Source organism: Frigoribacterium salinisoli (assembly GCF_054781095.1).
In genome coordinates this window covers 1-21,673 of the sequence record NZ_BAAGVB010000001.1, presented here as the reverse complement: position 1 = coordinate 21,673, position 21,673 = coordinate 1, and the positions used below count along the sequence as shown (strand labels likewise).

General features: G+C 75.2%; 21 protein-coding genes, 1 tRNA gene and 2 pseudogenes. 11 read left to right on the top strand and 13 right to left on the bottom strand.

From position 1 onward, the window contains the following. Positions 1-142: 142 nt before the first annotated feature. Positions 143-649 (bottom strand): gluconokinase, encoded by a 507-nt coding sequence (locus tag ACYVHQ_RS00120; RefSeq protein WP_460509753.1) that lies wholly within the window; start codon positions 647-649, stop codon positions 143-145. 191 nt (positions 650-840) lie between these two features. On the opposite strand from ACYVHQ_RS00120, the gene gndA reads away from it, so the two are divergent. Then, complete coding sequence (gene gndA, locus ACYVHQ_RS00115) at positions 841-2,244, top strand: NADP-dependent phosphogluconate dehydrogenase (RefSeq protein ID WP_460511196.1); 1,404 nt, start codon at positions 841-843, stop codon at positions 2,242-2,244. Positions 2,245-2,363: 119 nt separating this feature from the next. On the opposite strand, the gene ACYVHQ_RS00110 is transcribed toward gndA, so the two are convergent. The 4 genes from ACYVHQ_RS00110 to ACYVHQ_RS00095 form a co-directional block, all read right to left on the bottom strand. Further along, entirely contained in the window at positions 2,364-3,341 is a 978-nt protein-coding gene (locus tag ACYVHQ_RS00110; protein WP_460509751.1) for a ribose-phosphate diphosphokinase, read from the bottom strand. Positions 3,342-3,398: 57 nt separating this feature from the next. After that, positions 3,399-4,838 (bottom strand): bifunctional UDP-N-acetylglucosamine diphosphorylase/glucosamine-1-phosphate N-acetyltransferase GlmU, encoded by a 1,440-nt coding sequence (gene glmU, locus ACYVHQ_RS00105; RefSeq protein ID WP_460509749.1) that lies wholly within the window; start codon positions 4,836-4,838, stop codon positions 3,399-3,401. A 79-nt stretch (positions 4,839-4,917) separates the two neighbouring features. Then, entirely contained in the window at positions 4,918-5,451 is a 534-nt protein-coding gene (locus ACYVHQ_RS00100) for a DUF4126 family protein (protein ID WP_460509747.1), read from the bottom strand. 54 nt (positions 5,452-5,505) lie between these two features. After that, a tRNA-Gln gene (locus ACYVHQ_RS00095) sits at positions 5,506-5,577 on the bottom strand. Between the two features lie 90 nt (positions 5,578-5,667). Here ACYVHQ_RS00095 and ACYVHQ_RS00090 point away from each other — a divergent pair. Beyond that, positions 5,668-6,162, top strand: coding sequence for a MarR family winged helix-turn-helix transcriptional regulator (locus tag ACYVHQ_RS00090; RefSeq protein ID WP_460509745.1), 495 nt, complete (start codon positions 5,668-5,670; stop codon positions 6,160-6,162). Between the two features lie 80 nt (positions 6,163-6,242). Here the strand turns inward: ACYVHQ_RS00090 and ACYVHQ_RS00085 are convergent. The 6 genes and pseudogenes from ACYVHQ_RS00085 to ACYVHQ_RS00060 form a co-directional block, all read right to left on the bottom strand. Beyond that, positions 6,243-7,097, bottom strand: a pseudogene (locus ACYVHQ_RS00085) (ABC transporter C-terminal domain-containing protein); the annotation flags it as partial. Between the two features lie 494 nt (positions 7,098-7,591). After that, positions 7,592-8,006, bottom strand: a pseudogene (locus ACYVHQ_RS00080) (ATP-binding cassette domain-containing protein); the annotation flags it as partial. A 491-nt stretch (positions 8,007-8,497) separates the two neighbouring features. After that, a complete protein-coding gene (locus ACYVHQ_RS00075; RefSeq protein ID WP_460509743.1) occupies positions 8,498-9,055 on the bottom strand; it encodes a molybdenum cofactor biosynthesis protein MoaE in 558 nt (185 codons plus the stop codon). Then, a complete protein-coding gene (locus ACYVHQ_RS00070) occupies positions 9,048-9,632 on the bottom strand; it encodes a MogA/MoaB family molybdenum cofactor biosynthesis protein (RefSeq protein ID WP_460509741.1) in 585 nt (194 codons plus the stop codon). Before ACYVHQ_RS00070 ends, ACYVHQ_RS00075 begins: the two co-directional genes overlap by 8 nt. Then, on the bottom strand, positions 9,629-10,129 hold the full coding sequence (gene moaC / locus ACYVHQ_RS00065; protein ID WP_460509739.1) for a cyclic pyranopterin monophosphate synthase MoaC: 501 nt from the start codon (positions 10,127-10,129) through the stop codon (positions 9,629-9,631). Before moaC ends, ACYVHQ_RS00070 begins: the two co-directional genes overlap by 4 nt. Then, entirely contained in the window at positions 10,119-11,384 is a 1,266-nt protein-coding gene (locus ACYVHQ_RS00060) for a molybdopterin molybdotransferase MoeA (protein WP_460509737.1), read from the bottom strand. The genes moaC and ACYVHQ_RS00060 overlap by 11 nt, the downstream gene beginning before the upstream one ends. Positions 11,385-11,487: 103 nt before the next feature. Here ACYVHQ_RS00060 and ACYVHQ_RS00055 point away from each other — a divergent pair, with 103 nt between their 5' ends. The 5 genes from ACYVHQ_RS00055 (at position 11,488) to ACYVHQ_RS00035 (ending at position 15,543) form a co-directional block, all read left to right on the top strand. Beyond that, a complete protein-coding gene (locus tag ACYVHQ_RS00055) occupies positions 11,488-12,363 on the top strand; it encodes an MTAP family purine nucleoside phosphorylase (RefSeq protein ID WP_460509735.1) in 876 nt (291 codons plus the stop codon). Continuing rightward, positions 12,360-13,412: an NAD-dependent epimerase/dehydratase family protein gene (locus ACYVHQ_RS00050; protein ID WP_460509733.1), complete on the top strand. Its 1,053-nt coding sequence runs from the start codon at positions 12,360-12,362 to the stop codon at positions 13,410-13,412. Before ACYVHQ_RS00055 ends, ACYVHQ_RS00050 begins: the two co-directional genes overlap by 4 nt. 111 nt (positions 13,413-13,523) lie before the next feature. Continuing rightward, positions 13,524-14,189 (top strand): glycosyltransferase family 2 protein, encoded by a 666-nt coding sequence (locus tag ACYVHQ_RS00045; RefSeq protein ID WP_460509731.1) that lies wholly within the window; start codon positions 13,524-13,526, stop codon positions 14,187-14,189. Further along, positions 14,186-14,836: a TIGR04282 family arsenosugar biosynthesis glycosyltransferase gene (locus ACYVHQ_RS00040; protein ID WP_460509729.1), complete on the top strand. Its 651-nt coding sequence runs from the start codon at positions 14,186-14,188 to the stop codon at positions 14,834-14,836. Before ACYVHQ_RS00045 ends, ACYVHQ_RS00040 begins: the two co-directional genes overlap by 4 nt. Continuing rightward, a complete protein-coding gene (locus ACYVHQ_RS00035; protein WP_460509727.1) occupies positions 14,833-15,543 on the top strand; it encodes a class I SAM-dependent methyltransferase in 711 nt (236 codons plus the stop codon). The genes ACYVHQ_RS00040 and ACYVHQ_RS00035 overlap by 4 nt, the downstream gene beginning before the upstream one ends. On the opposite strand, the gene ACYVHQ_RS00030 is transcribed toward ACYVHQ_RS00035, so the two are convergent. Further along, positions 15,489-15,974, bottom strand: coding sequence for a hypothetical protein (locus tag ACYVHQ_RS00030; RefSeq protein ID WP_460509725.1), 486 nt, complete (start codon positions 15,972-15,974; stop codon positions 15,489-15,491). The two genes, ACYVHQ_RS00035 and ACYVHQ_RS00030, sit on opposite strands and share 55 nt — an antisense overlap. Further along, positions 15,971-17,302 carry a molybdopterin-dependent oxidoreductase gene (locus ACYVHQ_RS00025; protein WP_460509723.1) on the bottom strand — a complete coding sequence of 444 codons (1,332 nt, stop codon included), beginning with the start codon at positions 17,300-17,302 and terminating at the stop codon, positions 15,971-15,973. The genes ACYVHQ_RS00030 and ACYVHQ_RS00025 overlap by 4 nt, the downstream gene beginning before the upstream one ends. 85 nt (positions 17,303-17,387) lie before the next feature. On the opposite strand from ACYVHQ_RS00025, the gene ACYVHQ_RS00020 reads away from it, so the two are divergent. Genes ACYVHQ_RS00020 through ACYVHQ_RS00005 form a run of 4 tightly spaced genes read left to right on the top strand, consistent with a single transcriptional unit; the run spans position 17,388 to position 21,592 of the window. Beyond that, the gene (locus ACYVHQ_RS00020; RefSeq protein ID WP_460511195.1) at positions 17,388-18,812 is read left to right on the top strand and encodes a glycosyltransferase family 87 protein; all 1,425 of its coding nucleotides are present in this window, start codon (positions 17,388-17,390) and stop codon (positions 18,810-18,812) included. Continuing rightward, the gene (gene modA, locus ACYVHQ_RS00015; RefSeq protein ID WP_460509722.1) at positions 18,809-19,654 is read left to right on the top strand and encodes a molybdate ABC transporter substrate-binding protein; all 846 of its coding nucleotides are present in this window, start codon (positions 18,809-18,811) and stop codon (positions 19,652-19,654) included. Before ACYVHQ_RS00020 ends, modA begins: the two co-directional genes overlap by 4 nt. Beyond that, positions 19,632-20,465, top strand: a complete 834-nt coding sequence (locus ACYVHQ_RS00010; protein ID WP_460509720.1) for an ABC transporter permease — start codon at positions 19,632-19,634, stop codon at positions 20,463-20,465. The genes modA and ACYVHQ_RS00010 overlap by 23 nt, the downstream gene beginning before the upstream one ends. Next, positions 20,462-21,592 (top strand): ABC transporter ATP-binding protein, encoded by a 1,131-nt coding sequence (locus tag ACYVHQ_RS00005; RefSeq protein ID WP_460509718.1) that lies wholly within the window; start codon positions 20,462-20,464, stop codon positions 21,590-21,592. Before ACYVHQ_RS00010 ends, ACYVHQ_RS00005 begins: the two co-directional genes overlap by 4 nt. Positions 21,593-21,673: the final 81 nt, after the last annotated feature.

Sequence of the window (21,673 nt, the reverse complement as noted above, 5' to 3'; positions counted from 1 at the left end):
CTGTGGTGGGTGGTGTCGACTCGCTGGACGCCCGGGAGACTGCACGTCTGCCTACCGCGTCGATCACGGGCACGTGCGTGCCCCTCGCCGAAGTTCAGCGGCCCACACTACCGGAACCCGGGCGCGTCGCGCACCGGTCGGTTCAGCGGCGCTCGAGCTCCTGGACGATCTCGCCCACGATCTCGTCCGGTCCCGGCGCCACGTCGACCTCGAACCCCTCGCCCTCGCCGAGCGGCTCCAGGGTCGCGAACTGCGACTCCATGAGACCCGGCGGCATGAAGTGCCCGACGCGCTCCCTCTGCCGACGGGCGACGAGGTCGCGCACGCCGGTGAGGTGCGCGAAGCGGAGGCGGTCGTCACCGGTGCGGAGGACGTCGCGGTACGACCGCTTGAGCGCGGAGCAGGCGACGACCACCCCCTCCTCCGCCCCCTCGGCGATGCGCCGGGCGACGATCTCGAGCCAGGGGGCACGGTCGTCGTCGTCGAGCGGGTGGCCGGCGGCCATCTTCTCGCGGTTCGCGGCGGGGTGCAGGTCGTCGGCGTCGACGAACGGGACCCCCAGCGACGTGGCGAGGAGCTCTCCGATCGTGGACTTGCCCGACCCGGACACCCCCATGACGACGACGGGCGGGAAGGCGGAACGGCTCACGGTGGTCCTCTCGATCTGGTCCTCCACCCTAGGCGGGGAGGAGGCGGTCTCCCCACGTCCTGATCACGCTGGGTGCGCCTCCTGCGCCCCGGCCTACTGTCGGGCACGTTCCCCGAACCGAAGGAGGCACCGTGGCCGAACACGGAAGCACCACCGGCACCGCGAACATCGGCGTGGTCGGACTGGCCGTCATGGGCTCGAACCTGGCCCGCAACCTCGCGAGCCGCGAGGGCAACACCGTCGCGGTCCACAACCGCTCCCCCGAGCGCGTCGACGCCCTCCTGAGCGAGCACGGCGACGCGGGCTTCGTGGCGTCGAAGAGCATGGAGGACTTCGCCGCGTCGCTCGCGAAGCCGCGCACCGCGATCGTCATGGTGCAGGCCGGCAGGGGCACCGACGCCGTCATCGACCAGCTCGCCGACCTCTTCGAGGAGGGCGACATCATCGTCGACGGCGGCAACGCGAACTTCCACGACACGAGGCGCCGCGAGGCCGCCCTCGCGGAGCGCGGCCTGAACTTCGTCGGCGCCGGCATCTCCGGCGGCGAGGAGGGCGCCCTCAAGGGGCCGTCGATCATGCCCGGCGGGTCGAAGGAGGCCTACGAGACCCTCGGACCGATCCTGGCCTCGATCGCGGCGGTGGCGGAGGGCGAGCCGTGCGTCACCCACGTGGGCGCCGACGGTGCCGGGCACTTCGTCAAGATGGTCCACAACGGCATCGAGTACGCCGACATGCAGCTCATCGCCGAGTCGTACGACCTGCTGCGCCGGGTCGGCGGGCACGAGCCCGCGGCCATCGCCGAGGTGTTCGACGAGTGGAACCGCGGCGACCTCGAGTCGTACCTCATCGAGATCACGGCCGAGGTGCTCCGCCAGGTCGACGAGAAGACCGGCGGGCCGCTCGTCGACTCGATCGTCGACGAAGCGGGCTCCAAGGGCACCGGGGTCTGGACGGTGCAGAACGCCGTGGGGCTCGGCGTGCCGGTCGGCGGCATCGCCGAGGCCGTCTTCGCGCGCGCCGTGTCGAGCAAGCCCGAGCAGCGCGCCGCCGTCCGGGCGACGCTGCAGGGCCGCCCCGAGGTGCAGGAGGCCGGCGACGGCTTCGAGGACGACGTGCGCACCGCGCTCTACGCGTCGAAGGTGATCGCCTACGCCCAGGGCTTCGACGCCATCGTCGCCGGGGCGGACGAGTACGGCTGGGACATCGACAAGGGCGCGATCGCGAAGATCTGGCGCGGGGGCTGCATCATCCGCGCGCAGTTCCTCGACCGCATCGTCGAGGCCTACGAGAAGGACGCCAGCATCGCGACCCTCCTCGAGGACGACTACTTCGCCGGTGCCGTGCGCGACGGCGAGGCCGCCTGGCGCCGCATCGTCGCGAAGGCCGCCCTGTCGGGGATCCCCGTGCCCGGGTTCGCCTCCGCGCTCAGCTACTACGACTCGCTGGCCTCCGAGCGCCTGCCCGCCGCGCTCGTGCAGGCACAGCGCGACTTCTTCGGCGCGCACACCTACCGGCGCGTCGACGGCGACGGCGTGTTCCACACGCTGTGGTCGGGCGACCGGTCCGAGATCGAGACGGAGCCGTCGACGCACTGACGCGGCCTCGGCGGCGGGACGGCCGTGGTCGGGTCCGACCCGGTCACGGCCGTCTCGTGCTCGGAGTGCGACCGTGCCCGGGGGCCCCGTCGGCTGCGCCTACCGGTCCGACGGCTCCGCTACGCGGCGCCGTCGAACATCGACGTGACGCTGCCGTTGTCGAACACCTCGTGGATCGCGCGGGTGATGAGCGGGGCGATCGGCAGGACCTCGAGGCCCTCGAAGCGCTGGTGCTCGGTGAGCGGCAAGGTGTCGGTGACCACGACGGAGTCGATCGACTCGCTCGCGAGGATCTCGGGGGCGGGGTCGCTGAACACGGCGTGCGTGGCCGCCACGACGACGCCGATCGCGCCGGCGGCCTTGAGCGCCTCGGCGGCCTTCACGATGGTGCGGCCCGTGTCGATGAGGTCGTCGACGAGCAGGCAGACGCGGCCCTCGACCTCGCCGACGATCTCGTGCACGGTGACCTGGTTCGGCACGAGCGGGTCGCGGCGCTTGTGGATGATCGCGAGCGGTGCGCCGAGCTTCTCGCTCCAGATGTCGGCGACGCGCACGCGGCCCATGTCGGGCGAGACGACCGTGAGCGTCTCGGGGTCGAGCTTGGAGCGGAAGTGCTCGAGCAGCACCGGCATGGCGAAGAGGTGGTCGACGGGGCCGTCGAAGAAGCCCTGGATCTGCGGCGCGTGCAGGTCGACGCTCATGATGCGGTGCGCTCCGGCCGCCTTGAAGAGGTCGGCGACGAGGCGGGCCGAGATGGGCTCGCGGCCGCGCCCCTTCTTGTCCTGGCGAGCGTACGGGTAGAACGGCGCCACGACGGTGATGCGCTTCGCCGACGCGCGCTTGAGGGCGTCGACCATGATGAGCTGCTCCATGAGCCACTCGTTGATCGGCGCGGAGTGCGCCTGGATCACGAACGCGTCGGCACCGCGGACGCTCTCGTCGAAGCGGGCGTACAGCTCGCCGTTCGCGAAGGTGCGGGCATCGGTCGGGATGAGCTCGCTGCCCAGCTCTGCCGCGATCTGCTCGGCCAGCTCGGGGTGCGCGCGACCCGAGACGAGGACGAGCCGGTTCTCTCCGGTGATCTTGATTCCGGACACGTCACTCGCTCTCCGGCCCGCGGGCCATGCCGACTCTCAGGGGGGTCAGTCGGTCGATCAGGTGGTGGTCGGCGCGTCGGTGGCCCGCGCCGCGGCGTCGGCCGCGGCGGACCCGGGGCGGTTCGCCTCGACCCAGCCGCTGGCGTTGCGCTGGGGAGCGACACTGATGGCCAGGGCACCGGCAGGGACGTCCTTGCGGATGACCGTGCCCGCGCCTGAGTACGCTCCGTCGCCAATCCTAACGGGGGCGACGAAGACGTTGTGCGACCCGGTGCGGACGTGCGACCCGACCTCGGTGCGGTGCTTGACGACCCCGTCGTAGTTCGCCGTGATGGTGCCGGCGCCGATGTTCGACCCCTCGCCGATCTCGGTGTCGCCGACGTAGCTGAGGTGCGGCACCTTGCTGCCCGCGCCGATCTCGGCGTTCTTCGTCTCGACGAAGGTGCCGATCTTGCCGCCGGCCCCGAGGAGGGTGCCCGGCCGGAGGTACGCGAACGGACCGACGGTCGCGCCGGCCCCGACGACGGCGAGCGTCGCGTCGGTCCGCTTGACCGTCGCCCCCTCGCCCACCTCGGTGTCGACGAGCGTGGTGTCGGGCCCGACGACCGCGCCCGTCGCGATGGAGGTCGCCCCGCGCAACTGCGTGCCGGGCAGGATCTCGGCGTCCTGGCCGATCGAGACGTCGCGGTCGATCCAGACGGTCTGCGGGTCGGTGATCGTGACGCCCTCGCGCTGCCAGTGCTGCACGATGCGGTCGTTGAGGCGGCGTGCGGCCGCGGCGAGCTGGACCCGGTCGTTGATGCCCTCGATGCGCCACGCCTCGTCGACGGCGAGGGCGCCGACGCGCTGGCCGGAGGCCGTGATCAGCCCGACGACGTCGGTCACGTACTTCTCGCCCTGGGCGTTGGCGCTGCCGACGCTCGGCAGGTGCGTGCGCAGCGCGGCGACCGTGAAGGCGTAGGTGCCGGAGTTGATCTCGGCGATGGCGCGCTGCGCGTCGGTGGCGTCCTTGTGCTCGACGATGGCCTCGACGCCGCCGTCGGCGTGTCGCACGACGCGGCCGTAGCCGGTCGGGTCGGGCACGACGGCCGAGAGCAGGGTCGCGCCCGCGCCGTCGGTGCGGTGCTGCTCGAGGAGCTCGCCGAGGGTGCGGTGGTCGATGAAGGGCACGTCGGCGCTCACGACGACGACGTCGCCCTCGAAGTCGACGGGGAGCGCCGCGACGGCCTGCTCGACCGCGCGCCCCGTTCCCGGGACCTCGTCCTGGTCGACGACCACGGCCTCCGGCGTCGTCTCGAGCACCGACGCGACCACGCGGTCGCGCTCGTGGCGCACCACGGCGACCAGGTGCTCGGGGCGCAGCCCGGCGGCGCTCTCGAGCACGTGCTGGACCAGGGGCAGGCCCGCGAGCCGGTGCAGCACCTTGGGGGTGCTCGACTTCATGCGGGTGCCCTGGCCTGCGGCGAGGACGACGACGGCGAGGGGGCGGTGGCTCATGCTGCTCCTGGGGTCGGACGGATCACCCGAGTCTAGGGACCGACCGGTGCTGCCCGTCGGCCCCCGGACGGCGATCCCGTCAGGCGCGGCGGCGACCGGCCCGGCGCACGACCACCGTCGAGCCGACGATCGCGAGGGCGTCCTCGGCGAGCGCCACCACGGGGTCGGGCAGCCCGGTCCGCGAGGCGACCGCAGCACGCGCGCGCATCAGGACGACGCTGCCGACGAGCGCACCGACAGCGCCCAGGACGGCGCTGCTCGCGCGACGGTCGCGGCCGGAGGTCGTGGTCGCCACGGCGAGGCCGGCGACGGCACCCGACACCGCGCGGCCGGTCAGGGCACCGCGAGTCGTCCGGCTCGGGGTCATCGGCAGCTTGTCGCCCACCAGCTCACCGAGCATCGCCGCGACCAGGAGGCCCCGGCCCAGCCGCGAACGGAACACCGGCCAGCCGCGCCACGCGCCCCGCGCCTCCGGCCGGCCGTGGTGCAGCGCGAGGACCCCGAGCGGCGTGGCCGAGCGCGAGCCCGACAGGACGCCGAGCAGGAAGGCGGGGCGCGACGGGGACGCGGTGCGGGCGGGGGCGTGCAGGGTGGCGACGGCGGTCTTGGCCATGACGGGCTCCTCGGGAGGGGGACGTGGAGGCCCAAGGCTACGCGCGGGTCGCTGCTCCGCCTCCAGGATTCGAACCCGGACCACACGGCACCAAAGGCCGGAGTGCTGCCGTTACACCAAGGCGGAACGTGCCCGGAGGCACCAGACGAGTATCCCAGGTCCGGCCGGGGGTCGTGCCCGCCCTGGCCGCCCTCGCCCGGCTGCCATGATGGGCGCATGGCTCAGCAGGACGAGGTCGACCGCATCGTCGACGCGTGGGAGCGCGAGCGACCCGACCTCGACTTCGCCCCGCTGCACGTGCTGTCGCGCGTCGCCCGGCTCTCGAAGCACCTCGACCGCGCCCGCCGCGCCGCGTTCACGGCGAGCGCCCTCGAGTCGTGGGAGTTCGACGTGCTCAGCGCCCTGCGCCGCGCGGGCTCGCCCTACCGGCTCAGCCCGAAAGCGCTGCTGCAACAGACGCTCGTCTCGAGCGGCACCATGACGAACCGCATCGACCGGCTCGTCGAGCGCGGCCTCGTCGAACGACGCACGGACCCGCACGACGGTCGCGGGATCCTCGTCACCATGACCGACGCCGGTTGCGACACCGTCGACGCCGCCATCGAGCGGCTCGTGGCTGCCGAGACGGACCTGCTCGCCGACCTGGGCGACGACGAGCGCGAGCACCTCGCCCGCCTGCTGCGGGCGCTCAGCCTCACCGTCGGCGCGTAGGGCGACGCGGCGCCAGCGGCCAGCGGCCGGCGGCCGGCAGCCCGAGCGCACCCGCCCACCGGCCCCGTGAGACCCGGCCCCTAGCCCTCCAGCTTCTCGCTCAGCTCCAGCCACTCCGCCTCGAGCGCCTCGAGCTTCGCGTCGACGTCGGCGAGCTGCTGCTGCAGCGCGGCGAGGCCCGCGTAGTCGTCGTGGTCGTGCGCCGCGAAGGCGTCGAGCAGGCGCTGACGCTCCGTCGCCGACTTCGCCATCTTGCGGTCGGCACTCGCGAGCGCCTTCTCGGCGGTGCGGCGCTCACCTCCGCTGAGGCCCGAGGACGCGGCCGCCGCGGCCACGGCAGACTGCGGGCCGCGGGCGGCCGTCGGGCGGTCGGTCGCGCCTCCTGCCGCACCCGTCGCGACGCGACGCAGCTCGAGGTACTGCTCGACGCCGCCGGGCAGGTGCCGGAACGCACCGTCGAGCACGGCGTACTGCTGGTCGGTGACCCGCTCGAGCAGGTACCGGTCGTGCGAGACGACGAGCAGGGTGCCGGGCCAGGAGTCCAGCAGGTCTTCCATCGCCGCGAGCATGTCGGTGTCGAGGTCGTTGGTGGGCTCGTCGAGCACGAGCACGTTCGGCTCGTCGAGCAGGATCAGCAGGAACTGCAGGCGGCGCTTCTGCCCGCCCGAGAGGTCCTTGATGGGCGTCTGCAGCTGCGCGCTCGTGAAACCCAGGCGCTCGAGCAGCTGGCCGGGCGTCATCTCCTTGCCGCCCGCCACGTAGGAGGTGCGCTGGCGGCCGATGACGTCGTTCACGCGCTCGTGCGCGACCTCGTGCAGGTCGGCGAGCTGCTGGTCGAGGACGGCGAACTTGACGGTCTTGCCCTGCTTGACGCGGCCCGTGGTCGGCGCGAGCTCGCCCGTGACGAGGCGCAGGAGGGTCGACTTGCCGGCACCGTTGACGCCGAGGACGCCGGTGCGCTCCCCCGGCGCGATCCGCCACTCGACGTCGTGCAGGATCGTCCGGCCGCCGAGCTCGACGCCCGCGTCGATGACGTCGACGACGTCCTTGCCCAGGCGCGCCGTCGCCATCTGCGACAGCTGCACCTGGTCGCGCACGGGCGGCTCGTCGGCGATGAGGTCGTTGGCGGCGTCGATGCGGAACTTCGGCTTCGCCGTGCGGGCCGGGGCGCCACGGCGCAGCCAGGCGAGCTCCTTGCGCATGAGGTTCTGGCGCTTCGACTCGCTCGCCGCGGCCATGCGGTCGCGCTCGACGCGCTGCAGCACGTACGCCGCGTAGCCGCCCTCGAAGGGCTCGACGATGCCGTCGTGCACCTCCCACGTGTCGGTCGACACCTCGTCGAGGAACCACCGGTCGTGGGTCACGACGACGAGCGCGCCCTGGCTCGGCGACCAGCGGCGGCGGAGGTGCTGCGCGAGCCACGCGACGCCCTCGACGTCGAGGTGGTTGGTGGGCTCGTCGAGGAAGAGGAGGTCCCAGTCGCCGACGAGCAGCGCGGCGAGCGCGACGCGACGACGCTGCCCGCCGGAGAGGTCGGCGACGTCGGCGTCCCACGGGACGTCCGAGACGAGGCCCGAGATGACGTCGCGGATGCGCGAGTCGCCCGCCCACTCGTGCTCGGCACGGCCGCCGACGACGAGCTCGCCGACCGTGGTGCCCTCGGCGAGCGCGTCGCGCTGGTCGAGCATGCCGATGGTGAGGCCGCGACGGCGGGTGACGCGGCCGGAGTCGGGCTCCTGCCGGCCGGCGAGCACCGACATGAGGGTCGACTTGCCGTCGCCGTTGCGCCCGACGACGCCGATGCGCGACCCCTCGTCGATGCCGAGGGTGATGCCGTCGAGCACCACCTTCGTCGGGAACTCGAGTCGGATGTCTTCTGCGCCGAGGAGATGTGCCACCCGACGAGCGTAGTCGCGACCGGCCGGGCGTCCGTCGGGTGGCGGGCGGGTAGCGGAGAGCCGGCCGGACGGGGCGGGGCGGGGCGGGGCGGGAGGTCCGGCGCGGGCCCGCGCGCCTCCTGCCTGCCGTGTCCCCGCCGAACGCGACAGATCGGCGGCGACACGCCGCCCGGGCGGCCCCTCACGAGCGCGTGCGAGCCCTGCTGGTCGCCTTTTCCGCCGCGAGCCGCAGGCGGGGCGCGCCGGGAGGTCCGGGGCGGACGCGAACGCGCCTCCTGCCTGCCGGATGCGACAGATCGGGGGCGACACGCCGCCGGGACAGCCCGACACTCCGGCGCGCGAGCCCTGCTGGTCGCCTTATCCGCCCGGAGGACCACCAGGGGCGGGTGCAGCAGGAGGGGCGGGTGCGGCAGGAGGGGCGGGTGCGGTGGGCGGGGTCAGCCCAGGGAGGCGGTCCACTCGTCGGTGCCGTCGGTGAAGGCCTGGCGCTTCCAGATGGGGACCTCGGCCTTGAGGTCGTCGACGAGGGCTGCACAGGCGGCGAACGCGTCCGCGCGGTGGGCGCTCGCCACTGCGCAGGCGAGCGCGACGTCCCCGACGACGAGGTCGCCCGTGCGGTGCTCGACGGCGATCGTCACCGCGGGCCAGCGCTCGGCGACGGCCGTCGCGACGCGGTGCAGCACGTCGGCCGCCGACGGGTGCCCCTCGTAGTGCAGCGCGGTGACGCCGCGTCCGTCGTCGTGGTCGCGCACGACCCCCTCGAAGGTGACGACCGCGCCCGAGGCGGGCCCCGCCACGAGCGCGGAGCACGCGGCGACCGACAGCGGCTCGCCCGTGACGCGGGCGAGGAGGACCCGGGTGCCGGGACCGGACGGGTCGCCGGCAGCAGCGGCAGCGGCAGCGGCAGCGGCAGGAGCGCCGGCAGCAGCGGCAGCGGCAGCGGCGACGGCAGCAGTGGCAGGAGCGACGGCGTCGGGGCCGGCGGGCTCAGCCATGCGCGCCTCCTGCGAGCTGGTCGACGACGTGGTCGAGGAGGTCGTCGAGCACGGCGAGCCCGTCGCGGACCCCGCCGCGCGAGCCGGGCAGGTTGACGACGAAGGTGCGCCCGGCGACGCCGGCGAGGCCGCGCGAGAGCACGGCGGTCGGGGTCGAGGCGACGCCTCGGCGGCGGAGCTCCTCGGCGATGCCGGGCAGCTCGCGGTCGAGCAGCGGGGCGGTGACCTCGGGCGTCTGGTCGGTGGGCGAGACGCCCGTGCCGCCCGTGGTGACGACGGCGTCGACGCCCCAGTCGAGCGCGGCCTCGAGCACGCTGCCGACGGGCTCCCCGTCCGCGACGACGACCGGTCCTTCGACGACCCAGCCGCGGGCCGTGAACCAGTCGCGGATCATGGGGCCGGTCTCGTCGACCCGGGTGCCGGTCGCCGCACCGGTCGAGGCGACGACGACCACCGCGCGACGGGGCGGCGGCGCGTCGTCGGGCGCGAGCGCGTCGGCAGCGAGCGCGTCAGCAGCACGCCCGTCGGCCGCGAGCGCCTCCGCGGCGGACCCCTCAGCAGCGGGCTCGTCGCTCATCGCGACCAGTCCCCGCTCTTGCCGCCCTGCTTGGCGAGCACGGCGACGTCGCCGATCACGGCGAGCGGGTCGACGGCCTTGACCATGTCGTAGAGGGTCAGCGCGGCGACGGTGGCGGCGGTGAGCGCCTCCATCTCGACGCCGGTGACGCCCCGGGTCGAGACGGTCGCCAGCACCGTGACCGCGTCCGACCCGACCTCGAAGTCGACCGTGACGCTGCCGATCGGCAGCGGGTGGCAGAGCGGGATGAGCGCGGGCGTCTGCTTCGCGGCCATGATGCCGGCGATCCGCGCCGTGCCGAGCGCCTCGCCCTTGGGCAGCGACCCCTCGGCGAGCTGGGCGACGACGTCGGCCCGGGTCGTGAGCACGGCGCGCGCCGTGGCGACCCGCTTCGTCTCGGCCTTGGCGGTCACGTCGACCATGTGGGCGGAGCCGTCGTCGCGGACGTGGCTGAGGGCGCGGGCGCCGGTCGCCCCGGCCGGGCTGTCATCGGTCATCGAGGCCCCACACTACGACCTCGTCGCCCTCGTCGAGGCGGTCGACCCCGACGGGCACGTGCACGAGCACGGTGGCGTCGGCGAGCGCCGAGAGCAGGTGCGAGCCGGGTCCGCCGACGAGGTGCACGCGACCGTCGTCGTCGAGCACGCCGCGCCGCAGCTGGTGCTTGCCGACGGGACTCTCGGCGGCCTCGGCCATGGGGGCGGTGCCGTGCCGTCGCGGCCGTCCGGCGCCGGTGGCCCGCTGCAGGGCGGGGCGCAGGAACGCCTCGACCGAGACGAGGCAGCTCACCGGGTTGCCGGGCAGGCAGACGACGGCGACGTCGCGGCCGCCGAGCGGCACGGTGCCCCAGCCCTGGGGCCCGCCGGGCTGCATCGCGACCGACCCGAAGGCGACGCCGCGCGGCTCGAGCGCGTCGCGCACGACCTCGTAGGCACCGGCGCTCACCCCGCCGGTCGTGACGACGAGGTCGACCGAGGCGGCGTGGGCCTCGAGCACGGCGGTGAAGGCGTCGGCGTCGTCGCGGACGCGCTCGGTCGTCACGGCCGCGCCCACCTCGGCGAGCGCCGCGGCGAGGGCCGTGCCGTTGGCGTCGTGGATCTGCCCGGGTCCGAGCGGCTCACCGGGAGCGGCGAGCTCCTCCCCCGTCGACACGAGCAGCACCCGCGGTCGGGGCACGACGTCGACCGCGACGAGGCCGGCGGCCGCGAGCACGCCGAGACGGGCGGGCGTGAGGCGGTCGCCGGCGCGCGCCAGCACGGCACCGGCGACGACGTCGCTGCCGGCGGCACGGACGTACGTGCCGGGGGCGACCGGACCGGGCACGGCGACCCGGGCCTCCTGCCCGCCGGGCGTGCCGACGGACTCGGGCCAGAAGGCAGGAGGGTCGACCCGCTCGATCGGGACGACCGCGTCAGCGCCGTCGGGCAGCGGTGCACCGGTCATGACAGGGGCCGCGGTGCCGGGCAGGAGCGGCGGCGCGGCCCGACCGGCCGGGACGCGGGCGGCGACGGCGAAGGTGGCCCCCTCGCCGACCTCGTCGCTGCGGACCGCGTAGCCGTCCATCTGCGAGTTGGCGAAGGGCGGCAGGGCGATCGGGGCGACGACGTCGACGGCCAGGCGGCGGTCGGTGCCGGCGGCCCCGGCGGCCGCCACGGACGCCGGGTCGAGGCGCAGCGGCTCGGGCGCCCGGCCCGCGAGGGCTCCGGCGACGAGCCGGTCGATCTCGGCCGCGTGCTGGTCGACGGTGCGCACGTGCTCCTCCGTGGTCGTGGTCCAGGACCCCCGGGGGTCACGGTCGGTAGCGTACGGGAGAGCCGGTGCGGACCCGCCCGGCTGATCGACCCTCGGGAGCACCATGACCGACCCCACCGCCTCCTCCCCCGCGACGCCCCGCGTCGACGTCGCCGTCATCGGCGGCAGCGGCCTCTACTCGCTGTTCGGGGAGGGCGAGTCGACCAGCCACGTCGTGGACACCCCCTACGGCCGCACCTCGAGCGAGGTCACGATCGGGACCCTCGGCGGCAAGCGGGTCGCGTTCCTCACCCGCCACGGCAAGGGCCACAGCGTGCCCCCGCACCGCATCAACCACCGCGCGAACGTCTGGGCGCTCGCCTCGCTCGGCGCCAGGGCCGTCGTCTCGTCGTCGGCCGTGGGCGGCGTCAGCCCGGACGTTCCCCCGGGCACCCTGGTCGTCACCGACCAGTTCATCGACCGCACGTGGGGCCGCCCCGACACGTTCTTCGACGAGGACGGCGGCGTGCAGCACCTCGTCGCGGCCGACCCGTTCGACCCCGAGCTGCGCCGCCACGCGATCGCGGCCCTCGAGGCGCAGGGCGACCCGTTCTCGCCCGTCGGCACCTGCGTCGTGATCCAGGGCCCCCGCTTCTCGACCCGCGCCGAGTCGCGCTGGTTCCGCGCCGCGGGCGCGCACACCGTCAACATGACGATGTACCCCGAGGTGCCGCTCTCGCTCGAGCTCGGCCTGGGCACCGTCAACCTCTCGTTCGTCACCGACAGCGACGCCGGCCTGGCGCCCGAGGAGGGCGAGGACGCCGACGCCGTGAGCCACCAGCTCGTGCTCGAGCGCCTCGCGGCCGCCCAGCCGCGCATCGTCGCCGCCATCGAGGCGATCGTGGCGGCCCTGCCGGACGACTACGCGCCTCCTGCGTCGATCCCGGCCGAGGCCGTGGCCGAGGTCCTCGCGCGCCCCGTGTCGGGGTCGGCCTCGTGAGCCTCCTGCTCGTCACGGGCGGCGCGGGCTTCATCGGCTCGCAGGTCGTCGCCCAGGCCCTCGACGCCGGCTGGTCGGTGCGCGTGCTCGACTCGCTGCGCTCCGACGTGCACGGCGGCACGCCCGAGCTCGACCCCCGCGTCGACCTCGTCGTCGGCGACGTGCGCGACGCCGCCACGGTCGACGCGGCGCTCGACGGCGTCACGGCCGTGAGCCACCAGGCCGCGAAGGTCGGCCTGGGCGTGGACTTCCAGGACGCCCCCGACTACGTCGGCAGCAACGAGCTCGGCACGGCGGTGCTGCTCGCCGCCATGGACCGCGCGGGGGTCGACCGGCTCGTCGTCGCCTCGTCGATGGTCGTCTACGGCGAGGGCAGCTACCGGGGCCCGCACGGCACCGTCCGCCCCGCCCCCCGGCGCATCGCCGACCTCGACGCGGGCGTCTTCGACCCGCGGGACGACCACGGCGACCTCCTCGAGCCGCAGCTCATCGCCGAGGACGCCCCCCTCGACCCGCGCAACGTCTACGCCATCTCGAAGCTCACGCAGGAGCACCTGGCCACGTCGTGGGCGCGCTCCACCGGCGGTCGGGTCGCCGCCCTGCGCTACCACAACGTCTACGGGCCCGGCATGCCCCAGAACACGCCCTACGCGGGCGTCGCGTCGCTGTTCCGCTCGGCGGTCGAGCGCGGCGAGGCCCCGCGCGTGTTCGAGGACGGGGCCCAGCGCCGCGACTTCGTGCACGTGCGCGACATCGCCTCGGCGAACCTCGCGGCACTGCGCTGGACGGGCGAGCAGTCCGCCGACACGTCGCGCGCCTTCAACGTCGGCAGCGGCCAGGTGCACACCATCGGGGACCTCGCCGAGGCCCTCGCCCGGCACGCCGGCGGCCCGGCCCCGGTCGTCACGGGCGAGTACCGCGCGGGCGACGTGCGGCACGTCACGGCGTCGTCCGAGCGCCTGCGCACCGAGCTCGACTGGACCCCCTCGGTGACCTTCGAGGAGGGCGTCCGCGAGTTCGCGAGCGCCCCCCTGCGCGCCTCCGTCTGACGGTCCCCGGCGGGGCCGGAGCACCGCCGGGCGCCCGTTCCCCGTTCGGGGGGACGCGCTCGGGGGCCGCTCACGTCACTTTCATGGCTTGCCGTCCGTAAGCTCGGCAGGATGACCCAGACCGTCGACGTGGTGCTCCCCTGTCTCAACGAGGCCGGAGCACTGCCCTGGGTGCTCGGCCGCCTCCCCGAGGGCTGGCACGCCGTCGTCGTCGACAACGGATCGACCGACGGCTCGGCCGAGATCGCGGCCGCGCACGGCGCCACGGTCGTGCAGGAGTCGCGCCGCGGCTTCGGCAGCGCCGCGCACGCCGGCCTCGAGGCCGCCACGGCGCCGTACGTGGCGTTCTGCGACGCCGACGCCTCCATGGACCCCCGCGACCTCGCCGCCCTCGCGGCCCCCGTGCTCGCCGGGGAGGCCGACCTCGTGCTCGGCCGCCGCCGTCCCACGGCCCGGCACGCCTGGCCGTTCCACGCCCGCGTGGCGAACTGGGTCCTCGCCCGGCTCATGCGCCGCGCGAGCGGCCTGCGGCTGCACGACCTCGGCCCGATGCGGGTGGCCCGCCGGGAGGACCTCCTGGCCCTCGACCTGCGCGACCGCCGCAGCGGCTACCCGCTCGAGATGGTGCTGCGGGCCTCCGAGGCGGGCTGGCGCATCCGCGAGCTCGACGCCCCGTACTCGCCGCGCGTCGGCAAGAGCAAGGTCACCGGCACCGCCAAGGGCACGTGGGTGGCCGTCCAGGACATGTCCGCACTGTTGAGGGAGGCGGGCCGGTGACGACGCTCGTGATCATCTGCAAGGAGACCCTGCCCGGCAAGGTCAAGACCCGGCTGCACCCGCCGCTGAGCCTCGAGCAGGCCGCCGAGGTCGCGGCCGCGGCGATCGCCGACACCATCGCCGCGACCGACGCCCTGCCCGCCACGCGACGCGTGCTGCTCTTCGACGGCAACCGCACGCCCGTCGGCTCCGAACGCTTCGACGTGATCCCCCAGATCGGCGGCGGCCTCGACGCACGGCTCGGCGCCCTCTTCGACGAGGTCGACGGGCCCACCGTGCTCGTCGGCATGGACACCCCGCAGCTCGACGCGGCCGTCCTGGCCCCGGCGTTCGAGGCGTGGCCGGACGACGTCGACGCGTGGTTCGGCCCCGCGAACGACGGCGGGTTCTGGGCCCTCGGCCTGCGCGAGCCCAGCGGCGACCTGCTCCGCGGCGTCCCCATGTCGCAGGACGACACGGGCGCCCACCAGCTGGCCCGGCTCGCGGAGGCCGGCCTCCGCGTCGCGATGCTCCCCGAGCTCGTCGACGTCGACACCATCGACGACGCCCGCCAGGTGGCGGCCGTCGCCCCCGACGGCGCCTTCGCGCGGGCCCTGCTCGCCGCCGATCCCGCCTCCGCCCCTGCGACCGACGGGAGTCCCGCGTGACCCTCACCCCCGACGCCCTCTCCCCGGCCGGCACGAGTGCCGACGCGACCTTCGGCTCGGGCGGCGCCGAGCCGTACGCGCGGGCCCTCCGCCGCGACGGCCGGCTCCGCATGGTGCGCAGCGGCGACGCCGGCGCCCGGCTCGAGCACGACGACGACGCCTTCGACGTCGCCAAGTGGAGCGCCGATGCCGACCGTGCCGATCTCAGCACCCTCGACGGCGCCTCCTCGGTGCTCGACGTCGGCTGCGGCCCGGCGCGCATGGTGCGCGCGGCCGTGGCGCTGGGCCTGCGGGCGTTGGGGGTCGACGTGTCGCCCGTCGCCGTGGAGCTGGCCCGCGCCGCGGGCCTGCCGGTCGTCGCGGGCAGCGTGTTCGACGCCCTGCCCCACGAGGGCGACTGGGACGCCGTGCTGCTGCTCGACGGCAACATCGGCATCGGCGGCGACCCGACCGCCCTCCTGGTCCGCTGCGGCGAGATGGCCTCGGCGGCGGGCGGCGTGGTCGTCGAGACGGCCGACGACGCCGCGCTCGACGACGTCTACCTCGCCCGGATGGTCGACGACCGTGGGTCCGAGAGCGATCCCTTCCCGTGGGCCGAGGTCGGTGCCGGCGCGCTCGTCGAGCACGCGCGCCGGGCAGGCCTCTCGGTCGTTCAGACCTGGGTCGTCGACGGGCGCACGTTCTGCCGCCTGGCCCGCACCAGGTAGGCCGCGACCGCGGCGGCCGTGAGACCGGCGAGCACGAGCCAGAGCACCGCGAGGCGCGTGCCGTAGTCGAACGGCAGCACGGTGTCGTTGCGCGGGCCGAGCGTCTTCGCGACGATCTCGGGCACGACGACGAGCGTCGCGACGACGCCGACGACGACCGCCGCCTGCACGATCACGAGGACGCCAGGGGGCACGCGCCGCCCGGTCCGCCGGGCGACCTGGCTGGCGACGACGAGCAGGGGCGCCAGCACGGCGTCGTGCGCCAGGACGGCGCCGACCAGCCAGAGCAGCAGCCCCGAGTAGCGCGTGGGCGCGACGGTGTCGACGAGCACCCAGGCCCCGAGGGCGAGCAGCAGCACCCCGACGACGACGAGCACGGTGCGCGCCGCGCGCTGGCCCCGGGCGGGCCGGGGGGTGACGGGCACGCTCATCGGAGCACCTCCAGGGTCGAGAGCCACTTGGTCTGCAGCACGCCCGGGCGACCGGGCGCGATGATGCGCGCCGGGTAGCCGTGGTCGATGCTCAGGCGTTCGCCGTTGAGCTCGAGCGCCACGAGCGTGAGCGGGTCGGCGACGTACTCGCCACCCATCTCGGTCACCCGGTAGCCGCCGCGTTCCTCGAGGCTGGTGAGGCGCAGCCCGGCGCCCGCCGGGGCACCCACGAGCGCCACGAGGTCGGCGAGGCGCACGCCCCGCCACGACCCCGTCTGGCTCCAGCCCTCGACGCACGAGATGGGCAGGTCGGCGTCGACCTGCGTCATGGCGGTGAGGTCGGCGGCGCTGAAGGCGACGCTGCGGTCGCCGTTCACCACCGTGAGCTCCCACGCGGGGTCCATCGCCGACTCCAGCACGCGCGCCGCCGCGGCGGTGCGGTTGATCGGCAGGTCGTTCGGCCCGAGGCCGCGCTGTCGCGGGGCGAAGGCGTTGAGGGGCTCGAGGGGCGCGAACGACTGCCCGGCGGTGAGGGCCACGACGCCGCCCGTCGACACGCCCACGGCCGCGAAGAACCCGCGCCGCGAGAGCCGTTCCCGCCGCGCGGCCTCGGCCTCGTCGACCGCGGGCGGCCGGCTCGGGTCGCGGTCGATCCAGCGCTGCAACCGCCCGACGACGCCGCGCGCCTCGGGACCGGCGGCGGCGGTGCCGACCGCGCGCCTCCTGCGCAGCTCGGTCTCGGCCGTGAACTCGGCGGCGACGGGGTCGAGCTCGGCGGCGGGCTCGACGAACCGGCCCGCGTCGTCGTAGCTGTCCCGGCGGCGCCAGTAGCGCGCGATGAGCGGCAGCTTCACGCCGATGTGCACGGCCAGCGACCCGACGATGACGAACGACAGCGCCCAGTGCACCTGACGGAACGGGAACGGCCACGGGTACCACTGGTACGTGTTCAGGAGGCCCGTCCCGAGCTGCAGGATCGACGTCGCCACGAACAGCGCGATGGACGCGCGCTCGAGCACGTCGACCGGGCGCCGCACCGGCGGCGACTGGAAGAGCTGCGGGAAGACCGCGTGCAGCTTGCCCAGCAGCAGCGGGACGCACGCGATGCCGGCCGTGATGTGGACGCCCTGCGTGAGCTGGTAGAGCCAGACCGGCCGGGTCGGGAAGGTCATCCACGACGCGGGGTCCTGCAGGAAGTGGCTGTAGAGGCCCGTGAGCAGGCAGACCACGAAGCCGAGGCCCAGCAGGCGGCCCAGCACCACGGCGGACCGGGCGTTGCGGCTCGGCGACGTGGCCGCGGACCGGAGGGCGTGGAGGAGGGCGTGCACCCTCGAAGTGTGTCGCATGTGGCTGCTCCTCGCCCCCTGGGACGGGCATCGTGCAGGGTCCGTCCGCCAGGATGGGTCCGTGCGCATGGTGTTCGCGGCGGTGGCCGTCCTCGGATTGGCCGCGACGATCGCGTGGGGGCTGCTCGAGCTGCCCTTCCTCGAGAAGGACGCCCGCGGGTCGTACGTCGGCTGGGCGACGATCTGCTGGTCGCTCTTCGCCGTGTCCGTGCTGGCCCTGCGCCTCGTGCCCACGCGCCGCGTCGCCGCGGTCGTGCTCGTCGGCACCACCGTGCTCTGCGGTGCCGCCCTCGCGAGCGGTCAGCCGAACACGAGCACCGACCCGGCCCGCTACGCGTGGGACGGCATCGTGCAGACCCAGGGCGTCTCCCCCTACCAGTACGTGCCGAGCGATCCCACGCTGGCCCACCTGCGTCCCGAGTGGATCTTCCCGACCCCCGAGGCGACCGCCGACGGCGGCATCCGCTGCGACGACGGCTACCGGCAGCTCGCACGCGGCACCGACCTCGGCACCGAGGACCGCTTCTGCACCGCCATCAACCGCGCCGACGTGCCCACCATCTACCCGCCCACGGCCGAGCTGACCTTCTGGGGCGTGCGGGCGATCGTGGGGCCCGAGGCCCGGTACCTCCCGCTCATGGTGCTCGGCGCCGGGCTCGTGCTCGGCACGACGGCGATGCTGCTGCGCGTCCTGCGCCGCCGTGGCCTCGACCCGCGCTGGGCCGCACTCTGGGGCTGGTGCCCGCTCGTCCTCGCCGAGGGCGTCACGAACTCCCACGTCGACCTCCTCGGCGCCGTGCTCGTCGTGGCGGCCTCGCTGCTCGTCGCCACCCGGCGGCGCTGGTGGGGCGGCGTGGCCCTGGGCGCCGCGATCGCGACCAAGCTGATCCCCGTCATCGCGGCTCCTGCGCTGTTGCGGCGCGAGCCGTACAAGGTCGTGATCGGCGCGGTCGTCACGTTCGTCGCTCTCTACGTGCCCTACGTGGCGATGACCGGGATCGGCGTGCTCGGCTACCTGCCGGGGTACCTCACCGAGGAGGGCTACGAGGACGGCTCGCGGTTCGCCCTGGCCTCCGGCTGGCTGCCCGACGCCCTCTCGACCCCGCTCGTCGCGCTCGTGCTGCTCGTCACGGCCGTGCTCGTGTGGCGCCGCACCGACCCCGACGACCCCTGGCTGGGCCAGCTCGTCATGATCGGCGTGACCCTGATCGCGGTCAGCCCGCGCTACCCCTGGTACGCCCTGCTGCTCGTCCCGTTCATCGCCCTCACCGGCCGCGTCGAGTGGATGGCCGTGCCCGTCGCCCTCTACGTGCGCCAGTTCGAGCCGGGCATCGCCCTGCAGCGCTCCTCGCTGGCCACGGCGGCCCTGGTGATCCTGCTCGTGTCGCTCTGGCGCCACCTCGAGCGCGTGCACGGCCGCGGCTGGCTGCTCGCGCCGTGGCGGCCCCGGCTCGCGCCGAGCCCCGTGGGCGTGCCCGGGCGGCAGCCGTGAGGGTCCCGGGCAGGAGCCGCACCCGGCCCCCGCGCCTCCCCCGCGCCCTGCTCGGGCTCGCGCTCGTGCCCGCCCTCGCGCTCGTCGGCTGCACCGGGGCGGGTGGCGCGCCCGGCGCCTCCGGCGACCCCTCCGCCGACGGCGCCACCTCCCCCGCGGGCGACCTCACGGGCGACGTGACCGTGCTCGCGGCCGCCTCGCTCACGGGGACCGTCGCGGAGCTCGTCGACGCGTTCGAGGCCGAGCACCCGGGCGCCTCGGTCACGGTCAGCTCGGGCGGCAGCTCGGCGCTGGCGCAGCAGGTCGTGGCCGGTGCGCCCGCCGACCTCTTCCTCAGCGCGAGCACCGCCACGATGGCCACCGTCGTCGACGCCGACCTCGTCGACGGCGCGCCGGTGACGTTCGCGCGCAACCGGCTCGAGATCGCCGTCGCCCCCGGCGACCCCGAGGGCGTCACGGGGCTCGCGGACCTCGCCCGCGACGACCTCGCCGTGGCCCTCTGCGCCGAGCAGGTGCCCTGCGGGGCCCTCGCGCGCACGGTGCTCGACGACGCGGGCGTCGCCGTGACGCCGGTCACGCTCGAGCCCGACGTCACGAGCACGCTCACGAAGGTGCGGCTCGGCGAGGTCGACGCGGCCCTCGTCTACGCGACCGACGTGCGGGCGGCCGGCGACGCCGTCACGGGCGTGCCGCTCGGTGCCGAGGGCACCGCGATGACCGACTACGAGGCCGCCCTGCTCGCGGACGCGCCCTCGCCGGCCGCGGCGCGCGCGTTCCTGGACCTCCTGCTCTCCGACGAAGGACGACAGGTGCTGGCCGATGCCGGATTCGTCGTCGACTGACCGCCGCGGGCGCCGCCGCCTGCCGCTGCTCGCGCTCGTGCCGGCCCTCGTCGGGCTCGCTCTCCTCGTGCTGCCCGCCGTCGCCCTGCTGGTCCGGGCGCCGTGGCCCACCCTCGGCGAGCGGCTCGCGAGCGAGGCCGTGCTCGACGCGCTGCGGGTCAGCGTGACGAGCGCCGTCCTCGCCACGGTCGTGAGCCTCCTGCTCGGGGTGCCGCTGGCCTGGCTGCTCACGGCGGCCGACTCCTGGGCACGGCCCTGGCGGCGCCTGCTGCGGGCCGTGGTCACGGTGCCGCTCGTGCTGCCGCCCGTCGTCGGCGGCCTGGCGCTCCTCTACCTGCTGGGCCGGACCGGCCTGCTCGGGCGACCGCTCGAGGCGCTCACGGGGGTCACGGTGCCCTTCACGCTGGGCGCGGTCGTGCTGGCGCAGACCTTCGTCGCCATGCCGTTCCTCGTGCTCAGCGTCGAGGGCGCCCTGCGCGGCGTCGACCCCGGGCTGCAGGTCGCGGCGGCGACGCTGGGGGCCTCGCGCGCGACGGTCTTCCTGCGCGTCACCCTGCCCCTGGTCGCCCCGGGCGTCGCGGCGGGCGCCGTGCTCTGCTTCGCCAGGGCCCTCGGCGAGTTCGGCGCCACCATCACCTTCGCGGGGACCTTCCCCGGGCGCACCCAGACCCTGCCCACGAGCGTCTACCTCGCCCAGCAGTCCGACCCCGAGAGCGCCGTCGCGATCTCGCTCGTGCTGCTCGCGGTCGGCGTCGGGGTGCTCCTGCTGCTGCGCGACCGCTGGCTCACCGGTGCGACGGTGGGGCGATGAGCGGCGCGGGCCGGGCGGACGCGGGAGCGGCAGGGACCTCGGTCCCGTCGGACGCCCCCGGTCTCGTGGCCCGCGTGCGCGTCCCGCGCGCCGCGTTCGAGGTGGCCGCCGACCTGACCGTCGGACCGGGCGAGGTGCTCTGCCTGCTCGGTCCCAATGGTGCCGGCAAGTCGACCGTGCTCGCCGCCCTCGCCGGGCTGGTCGCGGGGCCCGGCACCCGCGTGCAGCTGGGCGACGAGCTGCTCGACGACGTCGACGCCGGTCGCCACGTCGCCCCGCCGGACCGCCGCGTGGGCCTCGTCTTCCAGGACCACCGGCTCTTCCCGCACCTCACCGCCCTCGAGAACGTCGCCTTCGGGCTGCGCGCCACGGGCACCCGGCGGCAGGAGGCGCACCGCACCGCCGCCGAGGAGCTCGCCCGGGCGGGCCTCGCCCCTCTCCGCGACCGGCGCCCCTCCGCGCTCAGCGGCGGGCAGGCCCAACGCGTCGCCCTGGCCCGCGCCCTCGTGGTCCGGCCCCGCCTGCTGCTGCTCGACGAACCGCTGGCCGCGCTCGACGCCGAGGCACGCGTGGCGACGCGCGCCGTGCTGCGCGAGGTGCTCGCCGGGCAGCCGACGCCGACGGTGCTCGTGAGCCACGACCCCGTGGACGCGGTCGCGCTGGCCGACCGGGTGCTCGTGCTCGACCGGGGGCAGGTCGTCCAGGGCGGCCCGCCCGCCGCCGTGCTGGCCGACCCGTGGTCGCCGTACGTCGCGAGCCTCGCGGGCGGCGCCGTGTGGCGGCCGGAACGCGTCGACCGTGATGACGAGGGATGGGTCGCCACGCTGGCAGGAGGCGCGCGCGTCCGGTCCGTGCGCCGTGCCCCCGGCGGTCCCCCGCGCGTCGTCGTGCCCGCGTCGGCGGCCCGGCTGCTCGTCGAGGGAGCGGCCACGGGAACGGACGCGCTCGACGGCGACGTCCTGCGGCTCGAACCGCGCGTGACCCGCCTGGCCGTGACGGTGCGGTTGCGGCAGGGCGGGCACGAGCTCACGGTCGAGGCCGACTGGAGCGACGGGGCCGCCGTGCGGCTCCTGCCCGGTGACCGCGTCGGGGTGCTGCTCGACCCGCTGCAGGTCACGGTCGGGTAACGGACCAAACCGATCGGCGTCCGGTGGCGAACCCCTTCTACCTCACCAGGGAACGCACACCACAGCAAAGGACCTGATCAT